Below are 22967 nucleotides of genomic sequence, written 5' to 3'. Positions count from 1 at the left end.
AACAATGAAAGGTGATATCGGTGTAATTGGCCTAGCGGTAATGGGTCAAAACCTTATCCTAAACATGAACGACCACGGTTTTAAAGTGGTAGCTCACAACCGTACTGCTGCCAAAGTAGACGAGTTTCTGGAAGGACCAGCGAAAGGCACGAACATCATCGGTGCATACTCTCTAGAAGAACTAGTAGAGAAGCTAGAAACGCCACGTAAAGTGATGCTAATGGTTCGCGCAGGTGATGTGGTAGACAAATTCATCGACGCGCTAGTCCCTCTACTAGACAAAGGCGACATCATCATCGATGGTGGTAACACAAACTACCCAGATACAAACCGTCGTGTTGCTGCACTACGCGAAAAAGGCATCCACTTCATCGGTACTGGCGTATCTGGTGGTGAAGAAGGTGCACGTTTTGGCCCATCTATCATGCCTGGCGGCGCTCCAGAAGCTTGGGAAGCGGTTAAGCCTATCTTCCAAGGTATTTCTGCGAAAACTGATGCAGGCGAGCCTTGTTGTGATTGGGTTGGTAACGACGGTGCGGGCCACTTCGTTAAGATGGTACACAATGGCATCGAATACGGTGACATGCAGCTGATCACAGAAGCTTACCAGTTCATGAAAGACGGTCTTGGTATGTCTGCAGACGAGATGCAAGCGGTATTCGCTGAGTGGAACAACACCGAGCTAAACAGCTACCTTGTTGAAATTACGGCTGACATCCTTGGCTACAAAGACGAAGACGGTGAGCCTCTAGTTGAGAAAATCCTAGACACTGCTGGCCAAAAAGGTACAGGTAAATGGACGGGTATCAACGCTCTAGACCTAGGTATTCCTCTAACGCTAATCTCTGAGTCCGTATTCTCTCGCTGTCTATCTGCACTAAAAGATCAACGTGTTGAAGCTGAGAAACTGTTCGGCAAGACAATCACGCCAGTAGAAGGTGACAAGCAAGAGTGGGTTGACGCACTACGTCAAGCACTTCTAGCGTCTAAGATCATCTCTTACGCTCAAGGCTTTATGCTAATGCGCGAAGCATCAAACGAGAATGGCTGGGACCTAAACTACGGTAACGTTGCTCTTATGTGGCGTGGTGGTTGTATCATCCGCAGCGCGTTCCTAGGCAACATCCGTGATGCATACGAAGCGAATCCAGAACTAGCATTCCTAGGCTCTGATGATTACTTCAAAGGTATCCTACAAAACAGCCTAGTAGCATGGCGTAAAGTGGCGGCTAAGTCTCTAGAAGCAGGCATCCCAATGCCATGTACGACTTCTGCACTAACGTTCCTAGACGGTTACACAACAGCTCGTCTACCTGCGAACCTACTGCAAGCTCAACGTGACTACTTCGGTGCTCACACTTACGAGCGTATCGACCGTGAGCGTGGTGAATTCTTCCACACGAACTGGACTGGTACAGGCGGCGACACAGCGTCTACAACTTACGACGTGTAATCGTTTTAAGTAAATCGACTAAGTATAAAAGGATGCCTAAGCATCCTTTTTTGTGTCTGGCTTTATGAAACTTAAAGAGCGCCTAGGCGCTCTTTTCAGTGGTCGTTTATTGAATATGTGTGATTGCATCAGGTTTGAGAATGAAACTAAGTTTGCAAGAAAGGCGAAAAAGAGTGCTAGGTAAGCCTTTGAACTACGCCTATAATTAGCGCCCACATGGAGGATGTTTAATAAATGAACATCCTCTATTTTTTGAAACCAGCAACAAGGATCCAGTAAAACGTGTTTTTCTGGTGTTGTTTACGTTGACCAAGAAGGTGATTAACACAACAAATTGAGGTTCTAAGATGACTCTTAACAAGTACTTTGTTTTCATTCCGGCAGAATTGGATCAGGAAATACACAAGGACAACCAAGTGATCTCTGAGAAGGAAACTCAACGTCAGGCATTAGTAAAACAGGCTCAACAACAAGGCGGCCTGTAAGCTAGGTTTCAAATAGAAAGAGCACCGCAAAGGTGCTCTTTTTGTATCTGAGGTTATGGATTAACCCAATATGCCGAGGCTTTTCAGCTTTCTATAAATCGTATTTCGACTGACGCCAAGCATACGAGATGTTTTGCTGATGTTCCCCTGATTTGCTTGATATGTTTTGAGCAGTTTGTCTTCGACGGTTGCACGCAGTTCTAACGTGGGTTCGGCAGAGGTTGTTACGTCTTGAGCTTGGCTGAGTTTCTTACTCAGGTGAGTCGGTACGTGAGTGAGCTCTAACGTTTCTTCACCTTGCGCCATTAATGCGGATACTTTGATTAAACTATCGAGTTCACGCAAGTTTCCTGGCCAAGAGTAAGAAAGCAGCAGAGAAAGTAGGTGAGGGCAAAGTTGTTGTTCAGATTCAGCATGACGTCGATGGATATTTGCGATCAGTTGTTGCTTATCATCTCGTTCTTCAAAGCGAGGCAATTCGATGATCAAACCATTGAGGCGATAGTATAAATCTTGACGGAACAATCCTTCGCTAACCAAGTTCTCGAGATCTTTGTGCGTGGCAGCGATGATTTGTGTATCGACTTGAACACTTTGGTTTGAACCCACAGGAAGCACGGTTTTATCTTGCAATACATGCAGCAAGCGGCTTTGAGCTTCCAAGGGTAAATCTGCGATTTCATCCAGAAACAAAATCCCCTTGTGCGCTTGGCGAATTTTTCCCTGATAGCCTTTGCTGTTTGCGCCAGTAAATGCACCAGCTACGTAGCCAAACAATTCGGACTCAACCAAATCTTTCGGTAGTGCGCCACAGTTTACGGAAACCAACGGCCCCGTTTTTCTCTGGCTGTTTTTATGTAGTGCTTTCACAAACTCATTTTTACCAACCCCAGTTTCTCCGAGAATCAGTAAGCTGATGTCTTTATCGATAACGCGATTGGCTTGTTGCCAGCAATGTTCGACAGTAGAATCGCCGTAATGCAGATCATTGGAAGCGGTAACGGAACGAGACTTCACTTTTTTGTCGGTCAACGGCTTTGTTTTGAACACGAAAGGATGGTCGGCACTTTGGATAGAAAGAATGTCGTCGAGCGATTGCCCGATGACGTTTTGTTGCGCGAGGAGCTGAGAAGCAACTTGGTTGTGCGCGAGAATCTGTCCATCTTCATTGGCGATGATAATCCCTTGCCACCCACTGTTCAGTAAGCCTTTCTCACACGCCAAATCCACACGAATATGCCCTTGTGGAATCAAGTTAAGTAATTGATTTTCAACCTGCTGCACCATGTTTTGCACCAGCACCTGAGTTGAGAAGTCATGTTTCTTTTGTTCGCTGGTGATATCTAGCACGCCAATCAAATGACCAAGATGATCGAAAATAGGATTGGCTGAGCAGCTAATAAAACGATGGTGTTGGATAAAGTGCTGATCGCCAATGACTGATACCGGTTTTGCTTCAACTATCGCAGTCCCAATCGCGTTAGTGCCTTTGACCTTTTCTTGCCAGCACGCACCAGAGCTTAGCGCAATTTCGGTCAACTTCTCGCGGAACTTAGGTTGTCCCCAACTGCCGATGATGACGCCGTCGGCATCCGTCAGAATTAAGCGGCTGTCACTATGAGCAAAAAGCTGATTAAACAGCGGGAGAGCAAACTGGGTGACGGTTTCCAATAAGAAGTTGAGTTGGTGACGCCTATCTTGAAGTGTCGCTGGTGTCACTCGAATATCTTCAGGGCGTCGACGCTGTTTTAAACCCGCCTGTTCACTTCGGATCCATGAAGTTGAAAGCCAATTGTTATCGCTAATGTGTTGAAGTTCCATGACTGTACCATTTTGTCACAGTGAGGGTGTGCCATTTTGGAACACTTGAACATTGGTGTTCACACCATACATCCGCTCAAACATCGCTCACTTGGTTTGTTATCGCTTGGTAATCATAGTTTTACATTTAATTAACAACAAGTGTGGTGTAGTTGGCGTGTGACTTGCGTAATGCTCTTTGTGAACAGTGCGATACGACACTGCAATAACACATTGAACGAGAAACAAAAGGAAGAGTTATGATCTATGCACAGCCAGGTAGTGAAAATGCCATTGTTAACTTTAAATCGCATTACGATAACTTTATCGGTGGGGAATGGGTAAAACCAACGGATGGTGAGTATTTTGACAATATCTCACCAATCAACGGACAAGCGTATTGTAAAGTTGCTCGTTCTGGCGAGGCGGATATCAACTTAGCATTGGATGCGGCACACAACATCAGAACTAAATGGGCAAAAACCAGTGTGACTGAACGCTCGAACATATTGCTGAAAATTGCTGATCGTATTGAGCAGCATTTAGAAGAGTTGGCAGTTGCCGAAACTTGGGAAAACGGCAAACCAGTTCGCGAAACCTTGGCGGCAGATTTACCTTTAGTGGTAGATCATTTCCGTTACTTTGCTGGCTGCATTCGCGCGCAAGAAGGCAGTGCGGCGGAGCTGGATGAGCACACGGCAAGCTATCACTTCCCAGAGCCGATTGGCGTAGTTGGTCAAATCATCCCTTGGAACTTCCCTATGTTGATGGCGGCTTGGAAACTGGCACCGGCACTTGCGGCAGGTTGTTGCGTGGTATTGAAGCCAGCAGAACAAACTCCAACGTCGATTCTGGTTCTTATGGAAAAGATCGGTGATCTACTGCCTCCGGGCGTCATCAACGTTGTTAATGGTTTTGGTTCAGAAGCGGGCCAAGCGCTTGCAACCAGCAACCGCATTGCGAAGTTAGCGTTTACCGGTTCAACACAGGTTGGTAATCACATTCTAAAATGTGCAGCAGACAACTTGATCCCATCGACAGTTGAGCTAGGTGGTAAATCTCCAAACATCTACTTCTCAGATATTTTCGATTACGAAGATGAGTACCTCGACAAGTGTATCGAAGGTACGCTACTTGGTTTCTTCAACCAAGGCGAAGTTTGTACCTGTCCATCTCGCGTATTAGTTCATGAAGCGATTTACGATAAGTTTGTAGAGAAATTGACGGAACGTGCGCAGTTAATCAAGCAAGGTAACCCGCTCGATACCGATACTCAAGTAGGCGCCCAAGCTTCTCAAGAACAGTTTGATAAGATTTTAAGTTACCTGGAAATCGGCCGTGAAGAAGGTGCAAAAGTGGTCTTTGGTGGTGGTGTCTCTGAGCAGCCAGAGTCAATCAATCAGGGTTACTACATTCAGCCAACGATGTTGGAAGGCCACAATAAGATGCGTATTTTCCAAGAAGAAATCTTTGGCCCCGTCATTGCCATCACTAAGTTTAAAGATGAAGCGGAAGCTCTGGAAATCGCGAACGACACCGAATATGGCTTAGGCGCAGGCGTTTGGACTCGTGATGCGAACGTCGCATATCGTATGGGCCGTAATATCGAAGCTGGTCGAATTTGGATTAACTGCTACCACGCTTACCCTGCACACGCTGCGTTCGGTGGCTATAAAAAGTCAGGTATTGGACGTGAAACACATAAGATGATGCTGGATCACTACCAAAATACGAAAAACCTATTGATTAGCTACAGTGTTGATCCACTAGGCTTCTTCTAAATTGAAGTAGTTAACAAAGAAAAAGCAGTACTAACCAAAACCCCGAGCCTTCGGGGTTTTTTATTGCATGGGCTTGCGGGTGGAAGGGTGTATATACGTGAAATTTATATTTTGAACCCATCTATATTGCGTGCTCAGGAACGTTGAATTACGGCCACTTTTCGTTCAAGTAGTTTTTCGACCGCGGTGTTTTGCTTTTCAAGACTAAACTGCTGATCAAAATCCAAGACGCGATTACAAGACTCAAGACTCGCAAACTGGTTTAAACATTCGCTAAGTTCTCTTTTAGAGCTCATTCGAGCCAAACTGCTTTCTGATGAAGAGAGTAGGGTCACTTTGCGGCCATGAAACGTTCCTTGTGGCAGAGCATCACTTTGCTGTGCTTGCTTTACTTCATGAACCGGTAAGTTAGTGTATTTAGATTGGATGTCGTTGGACATAGAGACACCTAAACTCTTAAGTCTAAAGTTTGTGGCATCGGAGCTACCTCAGCAGTGGCGACATGAGCAGACAATAACGACTCCCACGACTCACTTTGCGTCAACAATTCCGCCAAAGCAGTTTCAAAATACTCATAATCCAGTCGCTTAATGTTAATGAGTCGGTTTAAACAGAGTACATGTCGATGATTATCTAAACTAAAGAATAATTGATGCTCAGGCCAGTGATAATTAAAGGCTAGGAAAGAACGATAGAGATCGGAATTAACGATTTGAAGACCAACAATCTCAGCTTCGAGCTGGAGGGTTGTCGATTCAGGATGAAAGATGATATGCACTCTTAGATTATCATCAAACGCTAAGCTTACTTCATTTTCCGTTAGATGCAGTGCAGGCAAGCCTATTTGATGAGCAAACTTTAGCAAAATCTCATCGATAGTTTGGCGTGCTGACATAGGAATAGTCCCTTTTGAAATTTTATCAAGGAAAATATTAGATGTATCTCTTCGTGTTTATCAATATTGGTCGGTTGTTATTATATTTTGGTTTTTAATTTCGGTGAGCTAAATAGAACAGCGATAACGAATGTGCTCTGATGCATATTGTGGTTGTTCTTAGATATTTAAATATCTTTGTTCTCTAATATACCCACCTAATTGAAAGTGTATTAGGGCGCAGTCACTATGAGTTAAATTAAATCTAATGTTAAATCTGTGTTGTTGAAGAATGCGATTTATTGTCCGCTTGTAGTATAAATATAAGTTGATCTTTTATATTTTTACATAAAGAATTGTGTGAAATTAAAATGAACTAAGTCTATAAAATAAGTTTATGGTGTCATAATGAACAATTCTATGTGGGCTGGTTTTGTCGGACTATTCCTACTAAGTGGGTGTAGTCAATCTGTGCCGATTGTAAGGGAAGGTAGCTTTGACACAAAGAGTCAGGCGACACTCTATGGTTGGGTTTCTGTCGATGGATACTTTCCACCTTCGATTACGTCTCTTGATGTGGAAATATGTAAAGTGATTGAAAATCAGTGTCTTAGATCTGCATTGCAGCACTACCAAGGCGTTCAATTACCCGTACAGTATTCATTTTTAATTGCACCGATTCAAGCTGGTGACGGAAACATGAAGATAATTGGAAGGCTATACTCGAATGGGGAACTTGTAGCGGAAAAAGAAAAGAACTATTTATTTTCAGTGGAGGGAAAACAGGAAAACTTGATACTCGTGCCAAAAAAATAACCAGATGAAAAGTAATCGGTTACATTTAATTAGACCTTACTAAATTATTAAAAATAAAGATTTGCTCTTTCCTGTTGTGAAAGTTTTGTTGTTTTTTACAAACATTAATCACATGGTTTAAGTCATCGGGTCAGTTGTTTTTTAGACTTATACTTGTTGCAAAAATAGCATTCTTTATGATTATATCTCGCTCCTTGAACACGTTGGCTTGGCGTTTTAGGCTATAAAACATACAATTTTAAGATTTTGGAAATTTCAGTTTGTTCGATAAACGATACCATAATCTATTTAATTTTATTCTAATGTATAACAAAAATCCTAAACTTTAATAACGAAATGATATTTAAGTTTTGGCTAATAATAAACGCTATCTGATAAAAATAATAAAGACGGACAGCAGAGTTTACTAAGATAAACTTTTACCTTTAGGTAAGGGTAATGCTTAGGATATTCGCTAATTATTCGGGGGGTATGGTAAGTGATATGAACTTCTATGCTCTTTTCTTTGCTTCTTTAATTGATATAGCAGTACTTAGAAATAACAACAATCAAAGTATTGCTTTGAAAGTTTCTCAACACTCGTACTGAGAAACTCAAAATAATGAAGGGTAGAAAATGGATGTGTCAGGCCAACTAAACACAGAAAAGGTCGGCTCGAGCTCGCGAAAAATTCGTAGTTTTTCCCGCTATGAAAAATCTGATGAAGTATTTCACTCAGACCAATCTCACATTGTTGTCGTTCACAATGGTCAGCTTCGAGTTCAAACAGGTGATTGCACAATCGATGTCGCGGCAGAAAACGGGGTGTTTCTATCCCAAGGGGATTACTTATTCGAGTATTCGCCCTTAGACGGGGCATACAAAGCGTCGATTATAACCTACGACAATGAACTCGTTAGCCAGCTATTACAGAAGCACAGTGATCTTTTGATGATGCTGCCCAAGGTAGATAAAGTTTGTTCTGGCTTGTTTACTTTTGGTTTGAACATACTCGTAGAGCAAGTGCTTTCCAGCATGCAGACGCTTGAGCAACAGGCGTATCCAGATGCGATCATGTGCCTAAAATATGAAGAGTTACTCATTCTTTTGCTGCACGGCAAAGGGGGAGAATCACTCTATGCGTTGCTGTCACAACAAACGAACCGAACATCGGAACGGTTACGTCGATTTATGGAACAACACTACCTCAAAGAGTGGAAGTTGACTGACTATGCGCAAGAGTTTGGTGCTAGCTTAACGACTTTTAAAGAGCTATTTAATGAGCACTATGGCATTTCTCCAAGAGCTTGGATCAGTGAGCGCCGATTGTTGCACGCTCATAAACTCCTGTTGACGAGCAAGATGAGCATCGTGGATGTGGCGATGGAGGCTGGGTTTTCTAGTCAGTCTTACTTTACGCAGAGTTACCGCCGTCGTTTTGGAACGACGCCAAGCCGTGTACGTTCGGGAGACGATCAAGTAGCTATCGCGAAATGAAATGACTTGGGACTAAAATTTTCTGACTAATTTTGAAAGTCACTCATCAGCGTAAATTCTATTATGCGTCATGTAACAACGAACGATTAAAAATTATTACACCTCTTTCTTTCTGGATCGTTCGAGAGGGGTGCGGAGACGAACATAAATGAAAAAGCAGCATTGGCGACGCCGTTCGCTTTTTCCAGACAGCATTGTGACACAACGGAAAGTGACAGTTTTGCAGAGAGGAGCTCGATATGAAAGTGCTTCTAGATCAACGCTGGATTTCAATGTTGTGCACGTCAATCACCGACAATTGTTGAGTGAAGGCGTCATTAATTATGAACAGTTATCTTTACTTCAGCGCTTGTTGGATAGAAGCGTCGTCGATAGCTTGTGCGCAAGCCAGTTGGTGAAAACGTATCAAAAGCTCGGTGCGTCGCTTGACCGATTCGCCATGCGTTTATTTTTGGAAATTGGGTCGCAGCTCAGTGATAGCCGCACACTCGTGACCTTTGAACAAAGACTGGAATACATCAACGCGCGTCTTGGTTTTCGCTTCAATTTAGCGGTGCCAAAAACGTTGATGCTTTGTTTTCATTTATCGCTAAACGAGTGGATTAACCGTCAAGTTGACCAAAGCGCTTTGCATGCCTCCATTAAAGTGGAACAGCTTATCAATCAGCTCGATATTCAAAAGGAATATTGGTCGAAACTATCGGGAGAGGACACCAGTGCGGTGTTTGTACAACAGCAACTCGATTTAATTGAGCGCCAACAACACCAGTTGAAAGATCAACTTGGGACGTTGAGCGAACAACAGATGCAAGTGATTGAATGTCATCGTTCGTTAATTGAGAAGTGGCAACCGTCCCTAGACGAGCTTAAAGGGTTCGCAGAGTACACTTCTACGACTGCTCAGTTTATCTCTGAGTGGAAAAAGTGGTGTTCGGAAGTTCGACTTGAAGCTCCTGAGCTGAACGAAGTCTGGGATGCATGCGATGTGGTTTACAACGACCAAAATGCGGTTGCGAAAGTATGGCAGTGGTTCAAGAGCATGCAAATTGTTGGCGACATCGATCACTACTATTTTGACACTCAAAGCGGCCAGTGCGGCCAGGCTTGCAATCACCTCAGCCAGATTTAAATAGGGCGTTAAATGTTAGATAAGATGATGAAATCTTTAGCGGAAACGCTAAAGGTAGGGGATTTTATTGCCTCAGAAAATGGCTCTTACAACATCGAGGTTGATCAGTTGTCACTGACCATCAAACAACACGCATCATGGTTTTTATGGGAAGCGGCTTTACCTTTCCAGTTTAAAGAGCATCTAGATTATCAACAAGAACAAGCGTTGCAACGTTGCATGCAGCTCTCATTAAAAACAATCCGTGAAGATGGCTGCGTACTAACAGCGAATGATGATCAGCAGCTGATTTTACAAAGCAAAGTGAGGATCGAGGACTGTTCGATTGAGCTGTTCTCTTCTTTGCTTTCCAAGCACGTTAATCTATGTGAGCGTTATATGGCATTATTGGAGCAAGAGCGCGTGAACCACACGATTAATCATAATGTGTGGTTGCCATGATGCGAAAAGTCTTTCCGAACATCAGACGTGCTGCCACAAAGATACTGTTGTGTGCTGTGAGCTTTGCTCCGTTGGGATTCGCACAAGCAACAGACTTACACTGGCCCGAACAACCATTCCGATACTATGCAGATAACGACTCATTAAAAGAGTTGTTGAATAACTTTGGCGCAAACTATCGCGTTTCGGTTTCTGTGAGTGACAAAGTTAATGATCGAGTGAGTGGACGTTTTACTCCTGATGATCCGGCTGAGTTCCTCGACTACTTATCGCAAGTCTATAACTTGATGTGGTATTTCGATGGTGCCGTCTTACATGTCTATAAGGCGACAGAAACGCGCTCACGTTTACTCCAATTAGAATTATTGACCGCCAGAGAGCTACGAAGCACGTTAATTTCCACTGGAGTGTGGGATTCGCGCTATGGGTGGAGAGCCGCTGAAAGTAAAGGGTTGGTTTATCTTGCAGGTCCTCCACGTTATGTCGACTTAGTTGTACAAACGGCCGAAGCATTAGAAACGCGCCTGCTGCAGAAATCGAATTCAACCGACGAGTTATTCGTTGAAATAATTCCTTTGAAGTACGCTTCTGCAACGGATAGAGAAATTGCATATCGAGATCAGACCATTACGGTTCCGGGTATCGCATCGGTTTTAAAGCGAGTCGTGTCTGGTGTTCAAACTCAAGTGACGAGTGCGTCGAACAAAGAAGTTACCAGTTCAGATAAGCCTGTAAAAAGCAATAAAACCGCCTCAGTTCATGGCGGAGCAACGGTTGAAGCAGAGCCGGGCCTTAATGCGATTATTGTTCGTGATACTCAAGCGCGATTACCGCTCTATCGCAAACTGGTTGCTCAATTGGACCAACCGCAATCAAGAATTGAAGTTGCGTTATCGATTGTCGACATCAGTGCCAACGATTTAAGTCAGTTAGGCGTGGATTGGCGAGCGGGAGTGTCTGTCGGAAATAATCGAATTGTTGATATCAAAACAACAGGGGATGTGAGTTCGGGTGATGTGACTCTCGGCAGCGGACAAAATTTTAAGTCTTTGCTTGATTCAACCAATCTGAATTACCTGTTGGCTCAAATCCGTTTATTGGAATCTCAAGGCAGTGCTCAAGTGGTTTCAAGACCAACACTGTTAACCCAAGAAAATGTCGAAGCGGTACTGAACAACAGCAGCACGTTTTACGTCAAGCTGGTTGGTAAAGAGACCGCAGCACTGGAAGAGGTCACGTATGGCACGTTACTGAGAATTGTCCCGCGTATCGTTGGTGACAGGTTTGCTGCCCGACCAGAAATCAATCTGAGCCTTCATCTCGAAGACGGGGCAAAGATTACCGATGGTGGTGTCGACGACCTTCCTTCCGTGCGTAAAACTGAAATCAGTACCTTGGCGACGGTGAAGCAAGGACAGAGCTTGCTCATCGGTGGTGTGTACCGAGATGAAGTGAGTCATCAGTTACGTAAAGTACCACTGTTGGGAGACATCCCATATTTAGGTGCGTTGTTTAGAAGTAATACCAACACTAAACGCCGCACGGTGCGCATGTTTATTCTAGAACCGCGAATCGTTGTGGATGGTATTGGCGATAGTGTGTTGATTGGTAATGAGTACGATCTGCGACCAAGCATTGGCAAGCTCAACAACATTTCCAACAACAGTGCTGAATTTAAATCGGTCGTCGAAGTGTATAGCTGCACATCAAAGACTCAAGCAGAGCGCTATCAGCAAGACTTATTGTCACAGCAACAGTCGTCTCAATTGACGCAGTGCCAATTGCCGACAGGGCAAAAGGGTTGGCGTGTAAAAGTATTGGAATGCGATGACTCACAAAGTGAGTGTGTGCGTCCATCAGAGGAGCCTTAACCGCGATGCAGCAATGGAAAATTCGTATTTTATCAGGCGTGCATTCCGGAGTTGAAGTCACCTTACCTGAGGGTGCTCTTGTGCTTGGTAGTGACGATTTTATCGCAGATCTTGTGCTGTCTGATGCTGGGGTCGAAGCTAACCATTTCACGTTGGCTTGCCAGCAAGACTCGGTCATTTTACGAGGCTGCAAAGAGGCAAATATTAACGGTGAAAACATCTCTGTTGAAGATGATGGGATCGAGTTGTCACGCCATGCCGTTGTCTCTGTAGGCGTTGTGAAGTTCGCACTGGGGTACGCAGAAGATGCGTTAATCGTGAGTAACGTCAGCGACGAATCTAGCGAACAGGATACACCTGTTGTTGCTGTACAACGCTCTAGCTGGAAAAAAACAACGCTCATCGCCTTGCTTTGTAGTTTTGTCCCGAGTGTCATTTTTGCTGGTATGTGGTACAGCCAAACTAACGGAAACAATAATGAGACTGTCACAGAAGCAGAACCCATTGTTTTGGTGCGCAACATCTTAGGCGAGCTCAAACTTAGCGACGTTCGTGTGGAATGGAATGCCGCCGCACGCCAAGCGGTTTTGGAAGGCTATGTTGAAGATCGAACTCAGAAACTCGATCTGCTTGGTCGAATTGATGTACTAGGTATCAATTACAAAAGTGACTTAAGAACGATGGAAGAAATCCGTCGCGGGGTTCGATTTATTTTGCGAAACCTCGGCTATCACCAGGTGAAAGTCGAAAATGGGGATGAGACGGGCACACTGTTACTGACGGGTTATATCGATGATGCCAGCCGCTGGAACCAAGTTGAGCAAATTTTAGAGCGAGACGTACCGGGCCTAGTAGCGTGGAAGGTTGAACTGCAAAGAGCGGGTGCCTACATGGATACGCTAAAAGCCTTATTGACGGATGCGGAGCTACTGAAAAAAGTCCAGTTGGTTACCAGCGGTGATCGCATCGAAGTACGTGGGGAACTTGATGATATCGAAACGACTCGATTTTACGGTGTGACTCGAGACTTCCGAGAACAATATGGTGAAAAACCATATTTAGTTTTGAAATCCATACCTAAGGTGAGTAAAGGCACCAACATCGATTTCCCGTTTCGTAGCGTTAACTTTGGCCAGGTTCCATATGTGATTCTGACCGATAACGTTCGCTATATGGTCGGTGCAAGAACGCCTCAGGGCTACCGAATATCCAGTGTTACACCTGCTGGTATTGAGTTGGTTAAAGGCGGGCGGGTGATAACAATAGAACTCGGATATGAAGGCGAGACGAACAATGACAAATCTTGAACAAATTTTAAATAACGACACAAACGGTGCGGAAGTGCACAAGATTAAGAGCAAGCTCTTAGAAGCACAAGCGGTGGTGAAACGTCAGTTGGATTTAGGGTGCTCACCACAGCAGTACCAATTGCTACTCAAACAGTATGAAGCTTACACAGCCGCCCATGCGGTCGTTGAATCATACGAAGCTAACTAAAAAATACGAGGAAGTCTTATGTCATTTTACGATGCTAGTAACAGTGTAAACCTTGATGATGTTAAAGCTAAGTTAGAACAACAAGCGAAAGATGCCAACACAGAAGTGACGGCAGCCATCAAGAACCTAGAAACCAATGCCGATGATCCATCAAAGCTTGCCGAGCTTCAGCACGCGATCAACAAATGGTCTGTTGTTTACAATATCAATGCGACCACCACTCGTGCGATTAAAGATGTGATGCAGTCGATTCTCCAGAAGGTGTAAAGCATGGAACGAGAAACGCGCCAACTGCTGGCTGAAATCGCGCTGATGGCAACAGGTATGCATCGTCATCAAGAAGCTAACACGATTGCGGACGGCCTAGAAGCAAGCTCCGGTTCTGAAGAGACCGTGGTGATGATTCGTGCAATGAGCCTCATGAATAAAGGCTTGTACGAAGAGGCTCATCAATTGCTCGAACCACTTTGCAACGCCTATCCAGATCTGATCAGTTTAGCGGCCCTTGCTTCCGCCAAAGCTGGTTTATTGAGCAAAGCGGAAAGTTGGGTAGAACTCGCATCACAGGGAAGCGAAGAAAGCCAAGCATTTGCTGCAAGCTTTTCTCAGGACATTAGGAACCTTGGATGATCGTTGATTCAAGTAATCTAACTCTTCAGCCTCAACCACTGCGCCAATCGGAGTCGCGCCATTATGAGCGGAGCGATGAAGATAAGATGAATGTGCTCATGGAGCGTAATGCTAAGCAAGCGGAAGCCTCACACGCCTCTTCAAAAGAGACGTTAGAGAAAACAGAAGCGAAACTGGCGGGCATCAAAGCGTGGTATGAATCACTAAAAGAGGCAGACGTTGTCAGTAAACAAAGCGTCTTATCGTCGTTGAATGAAGCCTTCTCCGATCCTCAAGTTAAACGAGAGGCAATGTGGTACGCCTTTCATGAGGCGAAGAGTGCAAAAGGCAACGAACAGCCACAATCTGATTTGTTAAAGGTGTTGAAGCAGGAGTTACTAGGGAATTTTTCGGGCCAGCTTATTGCCGAACCTCCTGCTGATAAAGCAGCACTTAAAGAAATGTTGGCGCAGCATTTTCCACTGGGTGCCCAGAAAGAACAAGCCTTGTGGCACAGCTGGGCTGAGTTGAAGTCGTTACCTGATATGGCATCAACACTGGACATGGTTCGTGATGAGCTTAGCTTCATGATCCAAAAAAATGCGATGGTGAAAAACATCGTGACTCATAGTCACAAGTTAGATTTGTCTTAGGAGTACATATGATAAACACGCAGTACACCGAGGTGATGCAAACCAACATTGATAAGTTGCAGGATGCACAAGTCGAGGACGGTTTAAGTGAACGTTTCGAACAAGCCATGTCGGTTCCCGAGGCGAATAATGGCTTGGAGGGCGGTTTGCTCGAAAACATCAGCGAGTTAAAAAATACTATCGATAACGCGAAAAGTAACCTGCAAGACAACATGAAGATGGTGGGTGATGATCCGGCGCAATTACTGCAAATGCAGTGGGCACTGACGCGCATTACTTTTCAAGAAGAGCTGATCGCGAAAACCGTGGGTAAAACCACACAAAACGTAGAAACCTTATTGAAGGCACAATAGTGATGATGAATAAAATGAGAGCGGTTTTCATCATGCTCACGTTGTTTCTGGTGGGTTGTCAGACCGAGCTGTACACCAACGTAACTCAGAAAGAGGGGAATGAGATGTTGTCGATCTTACTATCCGAAGGTGTCGTTGCAACAAAAGAACCTGACAAAGACAACACCGTCAAGTTAATGGTAGACAGTTCTCAAATCGCCTTCGCGGTAGACGCGCTGAAGCGAAAAGGGTATCCAAGAGAGCAGTTTTCTACATTGAAAGAGGTGTTTCCCAAAGACGATTTGATCTCGTCGCCATTAGCAGAACGAGCACGTTTGGTGTACGCGAAATCTCAAGAACTTTCTTCAACCTTATCTCAGATTGATGGCGTGCTGGTGGCACGTGTTCATGTTGTTTTGGAAGATCAAGATCTACGTCCAGGAGAGCGTCCAACTCCTGCATCTGCCTCTGTGTTTATTAAACACGCGGCGGATATTGCGCTTGACTCGTATGTTCCACAGATCAAACTATTGGTGAACAACAGTATTGAGGGGTTGAATTACGATCGAATCAGCGTAGTGATGGTACCCTCATCAGAGGTACGAGTTGCTACTCAAAACAATCAATTTAAAAGCATTTTGTCGGTTCAGGTCACCAAAGAGACGGCGAATAATCTTATCGCCATTTTGGTGTTCTTGGTAGCTGCGCTTATCGGTTCAAATATCGCTACTTTTACTTGGTGCCGCAGGAACACAAAGCGTGGTTAAACCAGAAACACCACTCGCGCAGGTACAACATCAATTTAACTACGCGCCTTGCCAATACATCCATAAAAGTTGGATAGAACAGAAACAGCCTTGGTTATTAAATATTGAAGGTTGGAGAGATAACCCCATGTTTAACCAATGGTGCATAAATGAGTGGGCGTTATCTCCAGTTCCAGAGACGGCTTTTAACAAACCTTGCCATAGCTTGGCGTTGCTCCCAGCGGATGCGTTGAATCAACTCGTATTGATGGTGGGCGGAGCTTTACATTGTGTGGCAATGCGAGGCGTTGTTTTAAAACATCCGAAACAGGTTCTGAACAACGTCTTTGGATTGGAAGGCGCTCGGTTCTTGATTCAAAACGGGCCGATGTTGTTATCCAGTTGGCCGCAAGGTTGGCAACATCCGTTGCCAGAATCATTGGATGAGCGGTCTGTTGAAGCAAAAATGCAAGCGCTTGGATACTCCTGGATAAGGTTTGTTTTAGTTAACTCGCCAGAAGACATTGTCCTGCGTTGGCAATTCAAACTAGAACAGCAGCTCAGCGAGAGTACGGAAATGGCTAGCTGGTTGGCAAAAGATCAGCGAGATCTAGCGTATCGACTCACAAAAAAAATCGCAAAACAGGTTATTCCCCAATGGTTTCATTTGTTGAAATAAAAACAGACAACTTGCAGCTGGCACCTGGCTTAAAGGTGCTGAAAGCGAAAGATTATGCCAGTTATCTTGATTCGCAACACTTAGTTGAAGCCGCGAACTCCAAAGCTGAAAGCATCATTGCTAATGCCCAACAAGCCTACGAAACTGAAAAACAACGTGGTTATCAAGATGGTCTCGCACAAGCCAAGATTGAAAATGCGCAAACGATGCTTGAAACCCTAGCGCGTTGTAATGATTACTATCAGCAAGTCGAAGAAAAAATGACAGGCGTGGTGTTAGAAGCGGTACGTAAGATCATCGATACCTTCGATGATGTCGATACCACGGTGAGCGTCGTGCGAGAAGCGTTGCAATTGGTGAGCAACCAAAAGCAGGTCATTTTACATGTCCATCCAGAGCAGGTTGTTGATGTGAGGGAAAAGGTGGCTGGTGTATTGAGTGATTACCCTGAAGTCGGTTACGTTGACGTGGTAGCAGATGCGCGCTTGAAAAATGGAGGCTGCATTTTGGAAACTGAAGTCGGGATCATCGACGCCAGTATTGATGGACAGTTGCATGCATTAAAGCAAGCGATGGTGAAGCAGCTCAGTGAGCGTAAAATTACGATTCATGAATAAATCTTAAAAACTCAGCACTTGCTGAGTTTTTTCATTTTAATGCCTTTAAACAAAAAAAATCCGACCATTTCTAAAATATTCACTGCCATAAATCCTTAAGAATACACCCAAGAAAGCTGCTTAGTTGATAAGTGTTGCAACCAAGCTGCGCCTCTAAAACAACAAAAATAGGATTATTTAGTCGAATGGCTAATGGATTTATAACTTCTTTACTGACAGATTTTGCCAGCCGCTGCCAACTGGAGTCGCTGGTTTTTGATGAGGATGATTGTTGTCATCTGCTCATTGACCAAAACACAGCAATCACAATTCGCGCACAAGAAGATCGCCTGACACTTATTGGGCTGATTTCAGGAGATAAGCCGAGTGATGATGTTTTGCATCAACATATGAAAGATGCCTTAACGCAAGGCTCTCCAGCGGTAATCTGGGAGGCAGAAACGGGATACATCGGTTTCATACACCTGCACCAGCAACTGTTAACTGCTTCTTTTCTTGATGAATCATTAGCGAATTTCATCGAATGGTTAAAAAGTGCGAACACGCAAAAAGTAACCAATAAAACAACCGAAGTCCCGGTAACGAGTACTACTCATTTTTCCACATTAAGGGTTTAAAACATGATCAGTTTTGGAAGTGTTAGCGCATTGCAGGCTGCCATGCCGCAAGCTCGCAACGAGATACTAAACGAAGGCAAGCTGAGTATTGGTGGCAAAGAATACCAAATCAACGCAGCGACCCAAGAATTTACTCGTACCAATCCTACTAATGGTGCGGTAGCGCGATTTTTTGAAGCGACAGGAAAATTGTTTCGCGAAGGCAGCTCACGATCGGTTGCGAAAGCCCTTACAAAAGCCGTATTTGATAATGAGCAAGGCCAAGCTCAGCGTTTACGAGCTGCTTCTTCTGTTGAGCATGGACAAATGTTCTTCAAAGATGGAAACATAAAAACCGCATCAGATGTATTAAATGCATTCGCAAAATTGGATAGCAAAACGGTCCAATCGCACTCTGCTGAGCTAAACCAGTTAGCGGAGCGAGCAATGACAGAATCAATGCTAGAAACCAATTCTGGTAAAAACCTCACATCACTGATTGGAGAAAGTGCAGCGAAGTCGCTTGCTGGACGTGTAGTAAAAGACTATGGCGGTGGTGTATCTGCAGCGCAGAAAAACCCGGCAGGTAGCATCAATCAAATGCAAGCGGTGTTTGATATGGAGGTGATGCATCTTAAATCGGCGCAACGTCATATCGAAGGTCTAGCAAGCACCGATCTAAGCCAAGGTGTATACGCTGAAGGACTGGCAGAGGACGCGTTTAACAAAAGTGGCGTCACCGATAATGTCGAACGAGCTACGGCGTGGATCATTAATGCTTCTAACTCTAAAGGAAACGATGCCGAAAACATTACGTCTTTACTTAAAGAATACGCGTCTAATGGTAAAGACTTATTGAATATGGACAACTTAAAAGAGCTACACGCTCGCTTGGTACCTGATGTTGAACGTGACTACAGAGGGCCAAATATTTCGGGTGGTACTTTGCCTTCAAGTATTGGCGGTGAGGGGATGCTAAAGCAGCACATTGAAGGATTTTTGAAAGAAAACCCAGTGGCGGATAAAGATCTGGGTAAACACTTGTTTGCAGGAGTCATTGGGTATCACGGGTTCACCGATGGAAACGGTCGCATGGGACGCATGCTATACGCGATAGCAGAACTTCGTAACGACTCATTCAATCCTTTGGCTATGAACGCAGAGAACAGCCTTCACGGCATCAAGTAATTTTTCTCTTCTATTCCAATTTTAGAGCGGCGATTGCCGCTCTTTTCTTATTTCTTTATCCAACTTATTCTTCATTTTTCTACCTCGCTAAAACGGCTAATAGCAATAAAATTGAGACGTTTAAATAAAGCTCCTGTGTCTATCACGCCATAAAATCGCTCTTATCCTTATGAGCTTATTTAAATAAGCCGTTATACCCAAGTCGTCTCGCTGCATCAGATATTTCGAGGCTACTTAGGTATGTTAAATTAGACAGGACACAACATGGATACAGGAAAGATTAATATGCTTCTCTCTGAACTAGGAGAAGTGCTGAAACTTGAACGCGTGACAGCGTATGACGATCAAATGTGGTCACTGCATTTTGCTGAAAATAACAGTGTCGATGTTCTGCTCGTGGAGGAAAAAGGCGAGTTGTTGATTTCTAAAAACCTGCACATAGAACAAGAGGATATTACGTTAGACAAACTTCAAGTTTTACTTGAATACAACTTCTTATATCGAGAAACCGGCGGTGTGCAGTTTTGCGTTAATCCAACCACTAAAGATGTGGTTCTTCAGGTTGCCATCGCGGCCGAGAGTGAACTCACCAATATTGCTAACTTGATGATTCAACTGAATGAGCTAGTGGATACTTGGGCTCAGCTATTTCAGAACAATACGGTTGTAGATTTTAGCCAAACAGACGTACACGCATTTATTCAGGTTTAAGGCATTACACATGGTCAATATTAATACATCGCAAATGCACTCGTTGAGTCAGTTAACATCCCATTTGGCGACACAAAATCAATCTGACGATAAAGAGGTTCGAGCACACAACGGCAAAGATATTTTTGTTAAAGAGGGTGCACCAAAAAATAAAAGTATCAGCGCGCGTATTAGCCACCAGAATAAAGCGAAAGATATTGTAGTGAACCTGCTTACTAAGCAGGGCATTCCTAAAGACGTTGCGAAGCTGATGCTGCAAAATGTGTTGAACGGTGAAAACAAGTTAACGCTTGGTAGTCTGAAAAATCTTGAGAGATTGTCGTCTGGTCCTAGCTCACATTGGCCAGCCGCGCAAACGGCGGCCTCTTCTTCTAAAGCGAATAAAACCTCATCGAGTGTAGCGCTTCTCAACGAACATAAAGCTAACCTTCAAAAGCTTGGTGATTTTGCCTGTACAGACTTAAATACGTTTGGTGTAAAAGGTTCGCAGTTTTATGAAACCAAAGGAAAGCCTAGATTAGAAGCGCTTCACGCGAATCAAGCGCGAATCATGCAAGATCAACGAGCGACTATGTCTGCAAACGGAGTTCAAGCTGCAGCACAAAGAGGAACCGCACCGCAATTAAGCACTCTACAGAACATTGCTAAGGCAGTACAAAACGTGAAAGCCGGCTGCTGTACTACATTTGCCTTTGCTGCCGCTGCTGAGATGATTCAAGGCATGTCAGGCACACCTGAAGGTGAGCCTAAAGTCGAAGTGGTTGCGTTTAAAAAGGGTCATTCAGGTACACACCTTTATGTACTGGTTGGTCGACAAGAGGGGAGTGATATTAAAGATCCCTCAACATGGAGTAAGGATGTGAAAATTGTTGATCCTTGGGCAACATCCGCATTCGGTGCACCAATGTTTGGAGATGCGCAACGACCACCTGTTTCGAATATGTTCCCGCCAACAGAAGTCATTTTTGATAGCCATAAACTGGGTTAGTCACTCTGCAAAAGAAGTGAGCAAACACATAATACTAATCTTCTAACCTTTATTGAAAGAGCAGCCCTGAGCTGCTCTTTTTGATTACTCTGGCAACTCGTTTTTACAGCGAGATTTCTGCGGAAAACCTCACAATGAAGACGAGAAAGTGACAAAAATAAAGCCATTACCGACATCGTTCAATCTGCAATCGTTGTTCAATAGAGTTATTGAAACAAAAGGAAAAAGTTATGAACACGATTCAACAACTGCTCTTGGAGTTTTGCCAACTCAATGAGTTGCCCGAACTGAATTTTGAAGACAATGAACGTTGTCAGCTACTGGTCGATGATCGCTACATGCTGTATTTCATCGCGACAGATACGGATGATTTAATGTTGTCCGTGACGTTCGGAGGATTAGAAAAGTCGGGCGAACAAAGACTCAAAGGTTTAGAGCTTATTGCTCATGCTAATTATCAGGGCATCGGTAGTGGCAGCCTTGCACTTGCTTTAGCCCCAAATGGTCGACAGCTTGTCTTAGCGGGACGTAAACCAGTTGAGCACCTAAACACGACGAATCTTACTGCTTGGTTTCATGAGGTTATTGAACAGACTGAATTGTGGCAAGCGCGTTTTGCAATGTTGGATCAAGCGATTCCAACCACCCCTAATCATGAACAAGCTCATGTTCAATCACTTCGTGTGTAGGAAAGAAAAATGGTCAATACAACGCAAAAAATCAGCCAAAGCCCAGTACCTGATCTAGAACAGTTTCGTGCAGTCGCTGCGCAAAAAGATGACCGAGTGATCAGTAAAAGAGGTGAGGTAAAAGAACCTTCAACGTTCCATAAAGGTCACAAGTTTGCTTCTATCCACGAAGGCGTGTTGAGAAGTAAATACACTAAGTTTTTCCAAGAAAACATCAAAACTCACCTTGATTTGAAACAGGCGCTACTTAAACAAGAAAAGCCTGAGGTTGCCTTGCTAGCTTACTCATTAGTTAGCCCTTCTGGTTATCGCGGTGAGCCGCTTACTGAGCGCAAAATCTTAGAAGTTGTCAGCTTGTTGGATGAAGTCAAGGTGAGCAGCGATACGTACCAGCAGCTTAAAAATACGTTTGACGCGATCAGCAAAGATCCGCGTATGCAGGTGAGTTTAGAGGCTCAGTACCCGGGGAAAATGGATGGTTTTGGTGCCGAACTGTTACAGATGGGCAAAGAAAAACTGAAAGGTTCTGGCGTTAATGCAGTCATCAACCTAGCTTTGCCTGGCGTAGGGCTATTAATTTCAACAGGACGCGAGCTGCACAAAGCGGCAGTCAATGGCGATGCTGAAGCTTACCACCATCAGCTGGAGCAAATTTCGCAGCTTCCAGGGCGAGACCAACGTCTCTCTATGCCGATGCAACAAACATTAGCCCAAGGTCATGCAATGTTATCAGCTGAAGGCGCAGTTGGGGCGACATTAGGCATGGCGACAGGGAGTTTGGGTACTTTTGGTGTGAGCTCGGTAGCGACAGCGGGTGTTACGCCGATAGCAAAAGAAGCCATTGGTTCGGCTGCCACGACTGGCATTATCAGTGGTGGTGGTTTTGTTGCGAACCAAGCTGGAGCATACGGACTAAATACAGAAGTCAAAGAACAACTCATGCAAGGTGAGATGTCTGGTGTTTTACCAAGGCTTGAAGTTTCTAATGCCAAAGGAGACTTTACCTTCAGCATGCAAGATCCAGCTTCTGTACGCGCATTGATGGCGTACCTTGGTCCTAAAGAGAACACGGCGATGACATCACCTCAAGCGCCTAAAGAAGCACAAGAGATGGAAGCTGCTCGCTTAACGTTGAAAAAGATGTTGGGCTCAGATCCAAGTGAACACTTAGTCCCTGACGTTGATTCTATCTTGAAGCTAAGTCCAGAAGATGCGCCAAGTAAAACTGAGGCAACTGCTCATAGTGCGTTTAAAAAGCTGTTGGGCGAAGATTGGGATTGGCTCATGCCTGCAGTTCGAGCGATCGATAAAGGTGAGGCGAGTCAAATCAATGAAAAGCTGACTTACAAACTGCCACTTGATGCAGAAAATGGACGAGTATACCTTGATAAATGCCCAAACCTGAGTGACGCTCAGTTGGATGCATTAGATAAACTGGGCTCACCAAGTCAATTGCGACTGATGTACTTAGCGGAAGGTTGGGTTTAATTGAAAGTAAGGGAGCAGATGCTCCCTTACCGTATATGGGGTTTTGCC

At 44.3% G+C, this 22967-nt stretch carries 26 protein-coding genes; 23 read left to right on the top strand and 3 right to left on the bottom strand.

Features of this window, described 5'->3' with window-relative positions; translation table 11 throughout:
- The first annotated feature begins 4 nt into the window (after positions 1 to 4).
- Positions 5 to 1453: a decarboxylating NADP(+)-dependent phosphogluconate dehydrogenase gene (gnd, locus tag ACHFJ9_RS16215; RefSeq protein ID WP_005397369.1), complete on the top strand. Its 1449-nt coding sequence runs from the start codon at positions 5 to 7 to the stop codon at positions 1451 to 1453.
- Positions 1454 to 1800: 347 nt separating this feature from the next.
- Positions 1801 to 1938 (top strand): hypothetical protein, encoded by a 138-nt coding sequence (locus ACHFJ9_RS16210; protein WP_005464410.1) that lies wholly within the window; start codon positions 1801 to 1803, stop codon positions 1936 to 1938.
- Between the two features lie 60 nt (positions 1939 to 1998).
- On the opposite strand, the gene ACHFJ9_RS16205 is transcribed toward ACHFJ9_RS16210, so the two are convergent.
- Positions 1999 to 3759, bottom strand: a complete 1761-nt coding sequence (locus ACHFJ9_RS16205) for a sigma-54-dependent Fis family transcriptional regulator (RefSeq protein WP_395355496.1) — start codon at positions 3757 to 3759, stop codon at positions 1999 to 2001.
- Between the two features lie 239 nt (positions 3760 to 3998).
- On the opposite strand from ACHFJ9_RS16205, the gene ACHFJ9_RS16200 reads away from it, so the two are divergent.
- The gene (locus tag ACHFJ9_RS16200; protein ID WP_256899035.1) at positions 3999 to 5519 is read left to right on the top strand and encodes an aldehyde dehydrogenase family protein; all 1521 of its coding nucleotides are present in this window, start codon (positions 3999 to 4001) and stop codon (positions 5517 to 5519) included.
- A 134-nt stretch (positions 5520 to 5653) separates the two neighbouring features.
- Here ACHFJ9_RS16200 and exsE2 read toward each other — a convergent pair whose 3' ends face one another.
- Complete coding sequence (exsE2, locus tag ACHFJ9_RS16195) at positions 5654 to 5959, bottom strand: T3SS regulon translocated regulator ExsE2 (RefSeq protein ID WP_074191265.1); 306 nt, start codon at positions 5957 to 5959, stop codon at positions 5654 to 5656.
- 8 nt (positions 5960 to 5967) lie between these two features.
- Complete coding sequence (gene exsC, locus ACHFJ9_RS16190) at positions 5968 to 6414, bottom strand: type III secretion system regulatory chaperone ExsC (RefSeq protein WP_005397386.1); 447 nt, start codon at positions 6412 to 6414, stop codon at positions 5968 to 5970.
- Positions 6415 to 6801: 387 nt separating this feature from the next.
- Here exsC and ACHFJ9_RS16185 point away from each other — a divergent pair, with 387 nt between their 5' ends.
- From ACHFJ9_RS16185 to ACHFJ9_RS16090, 20 genes are all read left to right on the top strand, one after another.
- Complete coding sequence (locus tag ACHFJ9_RS16185; RefSeq protein ID WP_395355493.1) at positions 6802 to 7209, top strand: YscW family type III secretion system pilotin; 408 nt, start codon at positions 6802 to 6804, stop codon at positions 7207 to 7209.
- A 615-nt stretch (positions 7210 to 7824) separates the two neighbouring features.
- Positions 7825 to 8685 (top strand): helix-turn-helix transcriptional regulator, encoded by an 861-nt coding sequence (locus tag ACHFJ9_RS16180; RefSeq protein ID WP_006741517.1) that lies wholly within the window; start codon positions 7825 to 7827, stop codon positions 8683 to 8685.
- Between the two features lie 148 nt (positions 8686 to 8833).
- Positions 8834 to 9814 (top strand): T3SS regulon anti-activator ExsD domain-containing protein, encoded by a 981-nt coding sequence (locus ACHFJ9_RS16175; protein WP_256899037.1) that lies wholly within the window; start codon positions 8834 to 8836, stop codon positions 9812 to 9814.
- A 12-nt stretch (positions 9815 to 9826) separates the two neighbouring features.
- Positions 9827 to 10255, top strand: a complete 429-nt coding sequence (locus ACHFJ9_RS16170; protein WP_074191269.1) for a YscB family type III secretion system chaperone — start codon at positions 9827 to 9829, stop codon at positions 10253 to 10255.
- Complete coding sequence (sctC, locus tag ACHFJ9_RS16165; RefSeq protein WP_047009833.1) at positions 10252 to 12126, top strand: type III secretion system outer membrane ring subunit SctC; 1875 nt, start codon at positions 10252 to 10254, stop codon at positions 12124 to 12126. The genes ACHFJ9_RS16170 and sctC overlap by 4 nt, the downstream gene beginning before the upstream one ends.
- A 5-nt stretch (positions 12127 to 12131) precedes the next feature.
- Positions 12132 to 13433, top strand: coding sequence for a type III secretion system inner membrane ring subunit SctD (sctD, locus tag ACHFJ9_RS16160; protein ID WP_203342383.1), 1302 nt, complete (start codon positions 12132 to 12134; stop codon positions 13431 to 13433).
- Positions 13420 to 13623, top strand: a complete 204-nt coding sequence (locus ACHFJ9_RS16155) for an EscE/YscE/SsaE family type III secretion system needle protein co-chaperone (protein WP_005377198.1) — start codon at positions 13420 to 13422, stop codon at positions 13621 to 13623. Before sctD ends, ACHFJ9_RS16155 begins: the two co-directional genes overlap by 14 nt.
- Before the next feature lie 18 nt (positions 13624 to 13641).
- Positions 13642 to 13890: a type III secretion system needle filament subunit SctF gene (sctF, locus tag ACHFJ9_RS16150; protein WP_005377199.1), complete on the top strand. Its 249-nt coding sequence runs from the start codon at positions 13642 to 13644 to the stop codon at positions 13888 to 13890.
- Positions 13891 to 13893: 3 nt separating this feature from the next.
- A complete protein-coding gene (locus ACHFJ9_RS16145; RefSeq protein WP_167426527.1) occupies positions 13894 to 14253 on the top strand; it encodes a YscG family type III secretion system chaperone in 360 nt (119 codons plus the stop codon).
- Entirely contained in the window at positions 14250 to 14885 is a 636-nt protein-coding gene (locus tag ACHFJ9_RS16140; protein ID WP_395192939.1) for a YopR family T3SS polymerization control protein, read from the top strand. Before ACHFJ9_RS16145 ends, ACHFJ9_RS16140 begins: the two co-directional genes overlap by 4 nt.
- 8 nt (positions 14886 to 14893) lie before the next feature.
- Entirely contained in the window at positions 14894 to 15238 is a 345-nt protein-coding gene (gene vscI, locus ACHFJ9_RS16135) for a SctI family type III secretion system inner rod subunit VscI (protein ID WP_005377202.1), read from the top strand.
- Entirely contained in the window at positions 15238 to 15984 is a 747-nt protein-coding gene (gene sctJ, locus ACHFJ9_RS16130; protein WP_086012989.1) for a type III secretion system inner membrane ring lipoprotein SctJ, read from the top strand. The genes vscI and sctJ overlap by 1 nt, the downstream gene beginning before the upstream one ends.
- Positions 15977 to 16642, top strand: a complete 666-nt coding sequence (gene vscK / locus ACHFJ9_RS16125; protein ID WP_114322286.1) for a SctK family type III secretion system sorting platform protein VscK — start codon at positions 15977 to 15979, stop codon at positions 16640 to 16642. The genes sctJ and vscK overlap by 8 nt, the downstream gene beginning before the upstream one ends.
- On the top strand, positions 16621 to 17259 hold the full coding sequence (locus ACHFJ9_RS16120; RefSeq protein WP_301639927.1) for an HrpE/YscL family type III secretion apparatus protein: 639 nt from the start codon (positions 16621 to 16623) through the stop codon (positions 17257 to 17259). The genes vscK and ACHFJ9_RS16120 overlap by 22 nt, the downstream gene beginning before the upstream one ends.
- 185 nt (positions 17260 to 17444) lie before the next feature.
- Entirely contained in the window at positions 17445 to 17876 is a 432-nt protein-coding gene (locus tag ACHFJ9_RS16115; RefSeq protein WP_301639929.1) for a type III secretion system chaperone, read from the top strand.
- Positions 17877 to 17879: 3 nt separating this feature from the next.
- Positions 17880 to 19043 (top strand): VopS family T3SS effector adenosine monophosphate-protein transferase, encoded by a 1164-nt coding sequence (locus ACHFJ9_RS16110; protein ID WP_301639931.1) that lies wholly within the window; start codon positions 17880 to 17882, stop codon positions 19041 to 19043.
- A gap of 264 nt (positions 19044 to 19307) precedes the next feature.
- A complete protein-coding gene (locus ACHFJ9_RS16105) occupies positions 19308 to 19754 on the top strand; it encodes a type III secretion system chaperone (RefSeq protein ID WP_048626459.1) in 447 nt (148 codons plus the stop codon).
- A gap of 10 nt (positions 19755 to 19764) precedes the next feature.
- Positions 19765 to 20742, top strand: a complete 978-nt coding sequence (vopR, locus tag ACHFJ9_RS16100) for a type III secretion system effector VopR (RefSeq protein WP_395355484.1) — start codon at positions 19765 to 19767, stop codon at positions 20740 to 20742.
- Between the two features lie 230 nt (positions 20743 to 20972).
- The gene (locus ACHFJ9_RS16095; RefSeq protein ID WP_395192943.1) at positions 20973 to 21431 is read left to right on the top strand and encodes a CesT family type III secretion system chaperone; all 459 of its coding nucleotides are present in this window, start codon (positions 20973 to 20975) and stop codon (positions 21429 to 21431) included.
- A gap of 9 nt (positions 21432 to 21440) precedes the next feature.
- Positions 21441 to 22919, top strand: a complete 1479-nt coding sequence (locus ACHFJ9_RS16090; protein WP_395192944.1) for a CesT family type III secretion system chaperone — start codon at positions 21441 to 21443, stop codon at positions 22917 to 22919.
- Positions 22920 to 22967: the final 48 nt, after the last annotated feature.

Origin of the sequence: Vibrio sp. D3 (genome assembly GCF_043995865.1) — a bacterium.
Taxonomy (GTDB): Bacteria; Pseudomonadota; Gammaproteobacteria; order Enterobacterales; family Vibrionaceae; genus Vibrio; species Vibrio diabolicus.
This window is presented reverse-complemented; position numbering and strand designations above follow the sequence as displayed.

Coding starts and splice junctions, on each gene's coding strand:
- gnd (WP_005397369.1), top strand. CDS start 5: ATGAAAGGTGATATCGGTGTAATTGGCCTAGCGGTAATGGGTCAAAAC.
- ACHFJ9_RS16210 (WP_005464410.1), top strand. CDS start 1,801: ATGACTCTTAACAAGTACTTTGTTTTCATTCCGGCAGAATTGGATCAG.
- ACHFJ9_RS16205 (WP_395355496.1), bottom strand. CDS start 3,759: ATGGAACTTCAACACATTAGCGATAACAATTGGCTTTCAACTTCATGG.
- ACHFJ9_RS16200 (WP_256899035.1), top strand. CDS start 3,999: ATGATCTATGCACAGCCAGGTAGTGAAAATGCCATTGTTAACTTTAAA.
- exsE2 (WP_074191265.1), bottom strand. CDS start 5,959: ATGTCCAACGACATCCAATCTAAATACACTAACTTACCGGTTCATGAA.
- exsC (WP_005397386.1), bottom strand. CDS start 6,414: ATGTCAGCACGCCAAACTATCGATGAGATTTTGCTAAAGTTTGCTCAT.
- ACHFJ9_RS16185 (WP_395355493.1), top strand. CDS start 6,802: ATGAACAATTCTATGTGGGCTGGTTTTGTCGGACTATTCCTACTAAGT.
- ACHFJ9_RS16180 (WP_006741517.1), top strand. CDS start 7,825: ATGGATGTGTCAGGCCAACTAAACACAGAAAAGGTCGGCTCGAGCTCG.
- ACHFJ9_RS16175 (WP_256899037.1), top strand. CDS start 8,834: ATGAAAAAGCAGCATTGGCGACGCCGTTCGCTTTTTCCAGACAGCATT.
- ACHFJ9_RS16170 (WP_074191269.1), top strand. CDS start 9,827: ATGTTAGATAAGATGATGAAATCTTTAGCGGAAACGCTAAAGGTAGGG.
- sctC (WP_047009833.1), top strand. CDS start 10,252: ATGATGCGAAAAGTCTTTCCGAACATCAGACGTGCTGCCACAAAGATA.
- sctD (WP_203342383.1), top strand. CDS start 12,132: ATGCAGCAATGGAAAATTCGTATTTTATCAGGCGTGCATTCCGGAGTT.
- ACHFJ9_RS16155 (WP_005377198.1), top strand. CDS start 13,420: ATGACAAATCTTGAACAAATTTTAAATAACGACACAAACGGTGCGGAA.
- sctF (WP_005377199.1), top strand. CDS start 13,642: ATGTCATTTTACGATGCTAGTAACAGTGTAAACCTTGATGATGTTAAA.
- ACHFJ9_RS16145 (WP_167426527.1), top strand. CDS start 13,894: ATGGAACGAGAAACGCGCCAACTGCTGGCTGAAATCGCGCTGATGGCA.
- ACHFJ9_RS16140 (WP_395192939.1), top strand. CDS start 14,250: ATGATCGTTGATTCAAGTAATCTAACTCTTCAGCCTCAACCACTGCGC.
- vscI (WP_005377202.1), top strand. CDS start 14,894: ATGATAAACACGCAGTACACCGAGGTGATGCAAACCAACATTGATAAG.
- ACHFJ9_RS16120 (WP_301639927.1), top strand. CDS start 16,621: ATGGTTTCATTTGTTGAAATAAAAACAGACAACTTGCAGCTGGCACCT.
- ACHFJ9_RS16115 (WP_301639929.1), top strand. CDS start 17,445: ATGGCTAATGGATTTATAACTTCTTTACTGACAGATTTTGCCAGCCGC.
- ACHFJ9_RS16110 (WP_301639931.1), top strand. CDS start 17,880: ATGATCAGTTTTGGAAGTGTTAGCGCATTGCAGGCTGCCATGCCGCAA.
- ACHFJ9_RS16105 (WP_048626459.1), top strand. CDS start 19,308: ATGGATACAGGAAAGATTAATATGCTTCTCTCTGAACTAGGAGAAGTG.
- vopR (WP_395355484.1), top strand. CDS start 19,765: ATGGTCAATATTAATACATCGCAAATGCACTCGTTGAGTCAGTTAACA.
- ACHFJ9_RS16095 (WP_395192943.1), top strand. CDS start 20,973: ATGAACACGATTCAACAACTGCTCTTGGAGTTTTGCCAACTCAATGAG.
- ACHFJ9_RS16090 (WP_395192944.1), top strand. CDS start 21,441: ATGGTCAATACAACGCAAAAAATCAGCCAAAGCCCAGTACCTGATCTA.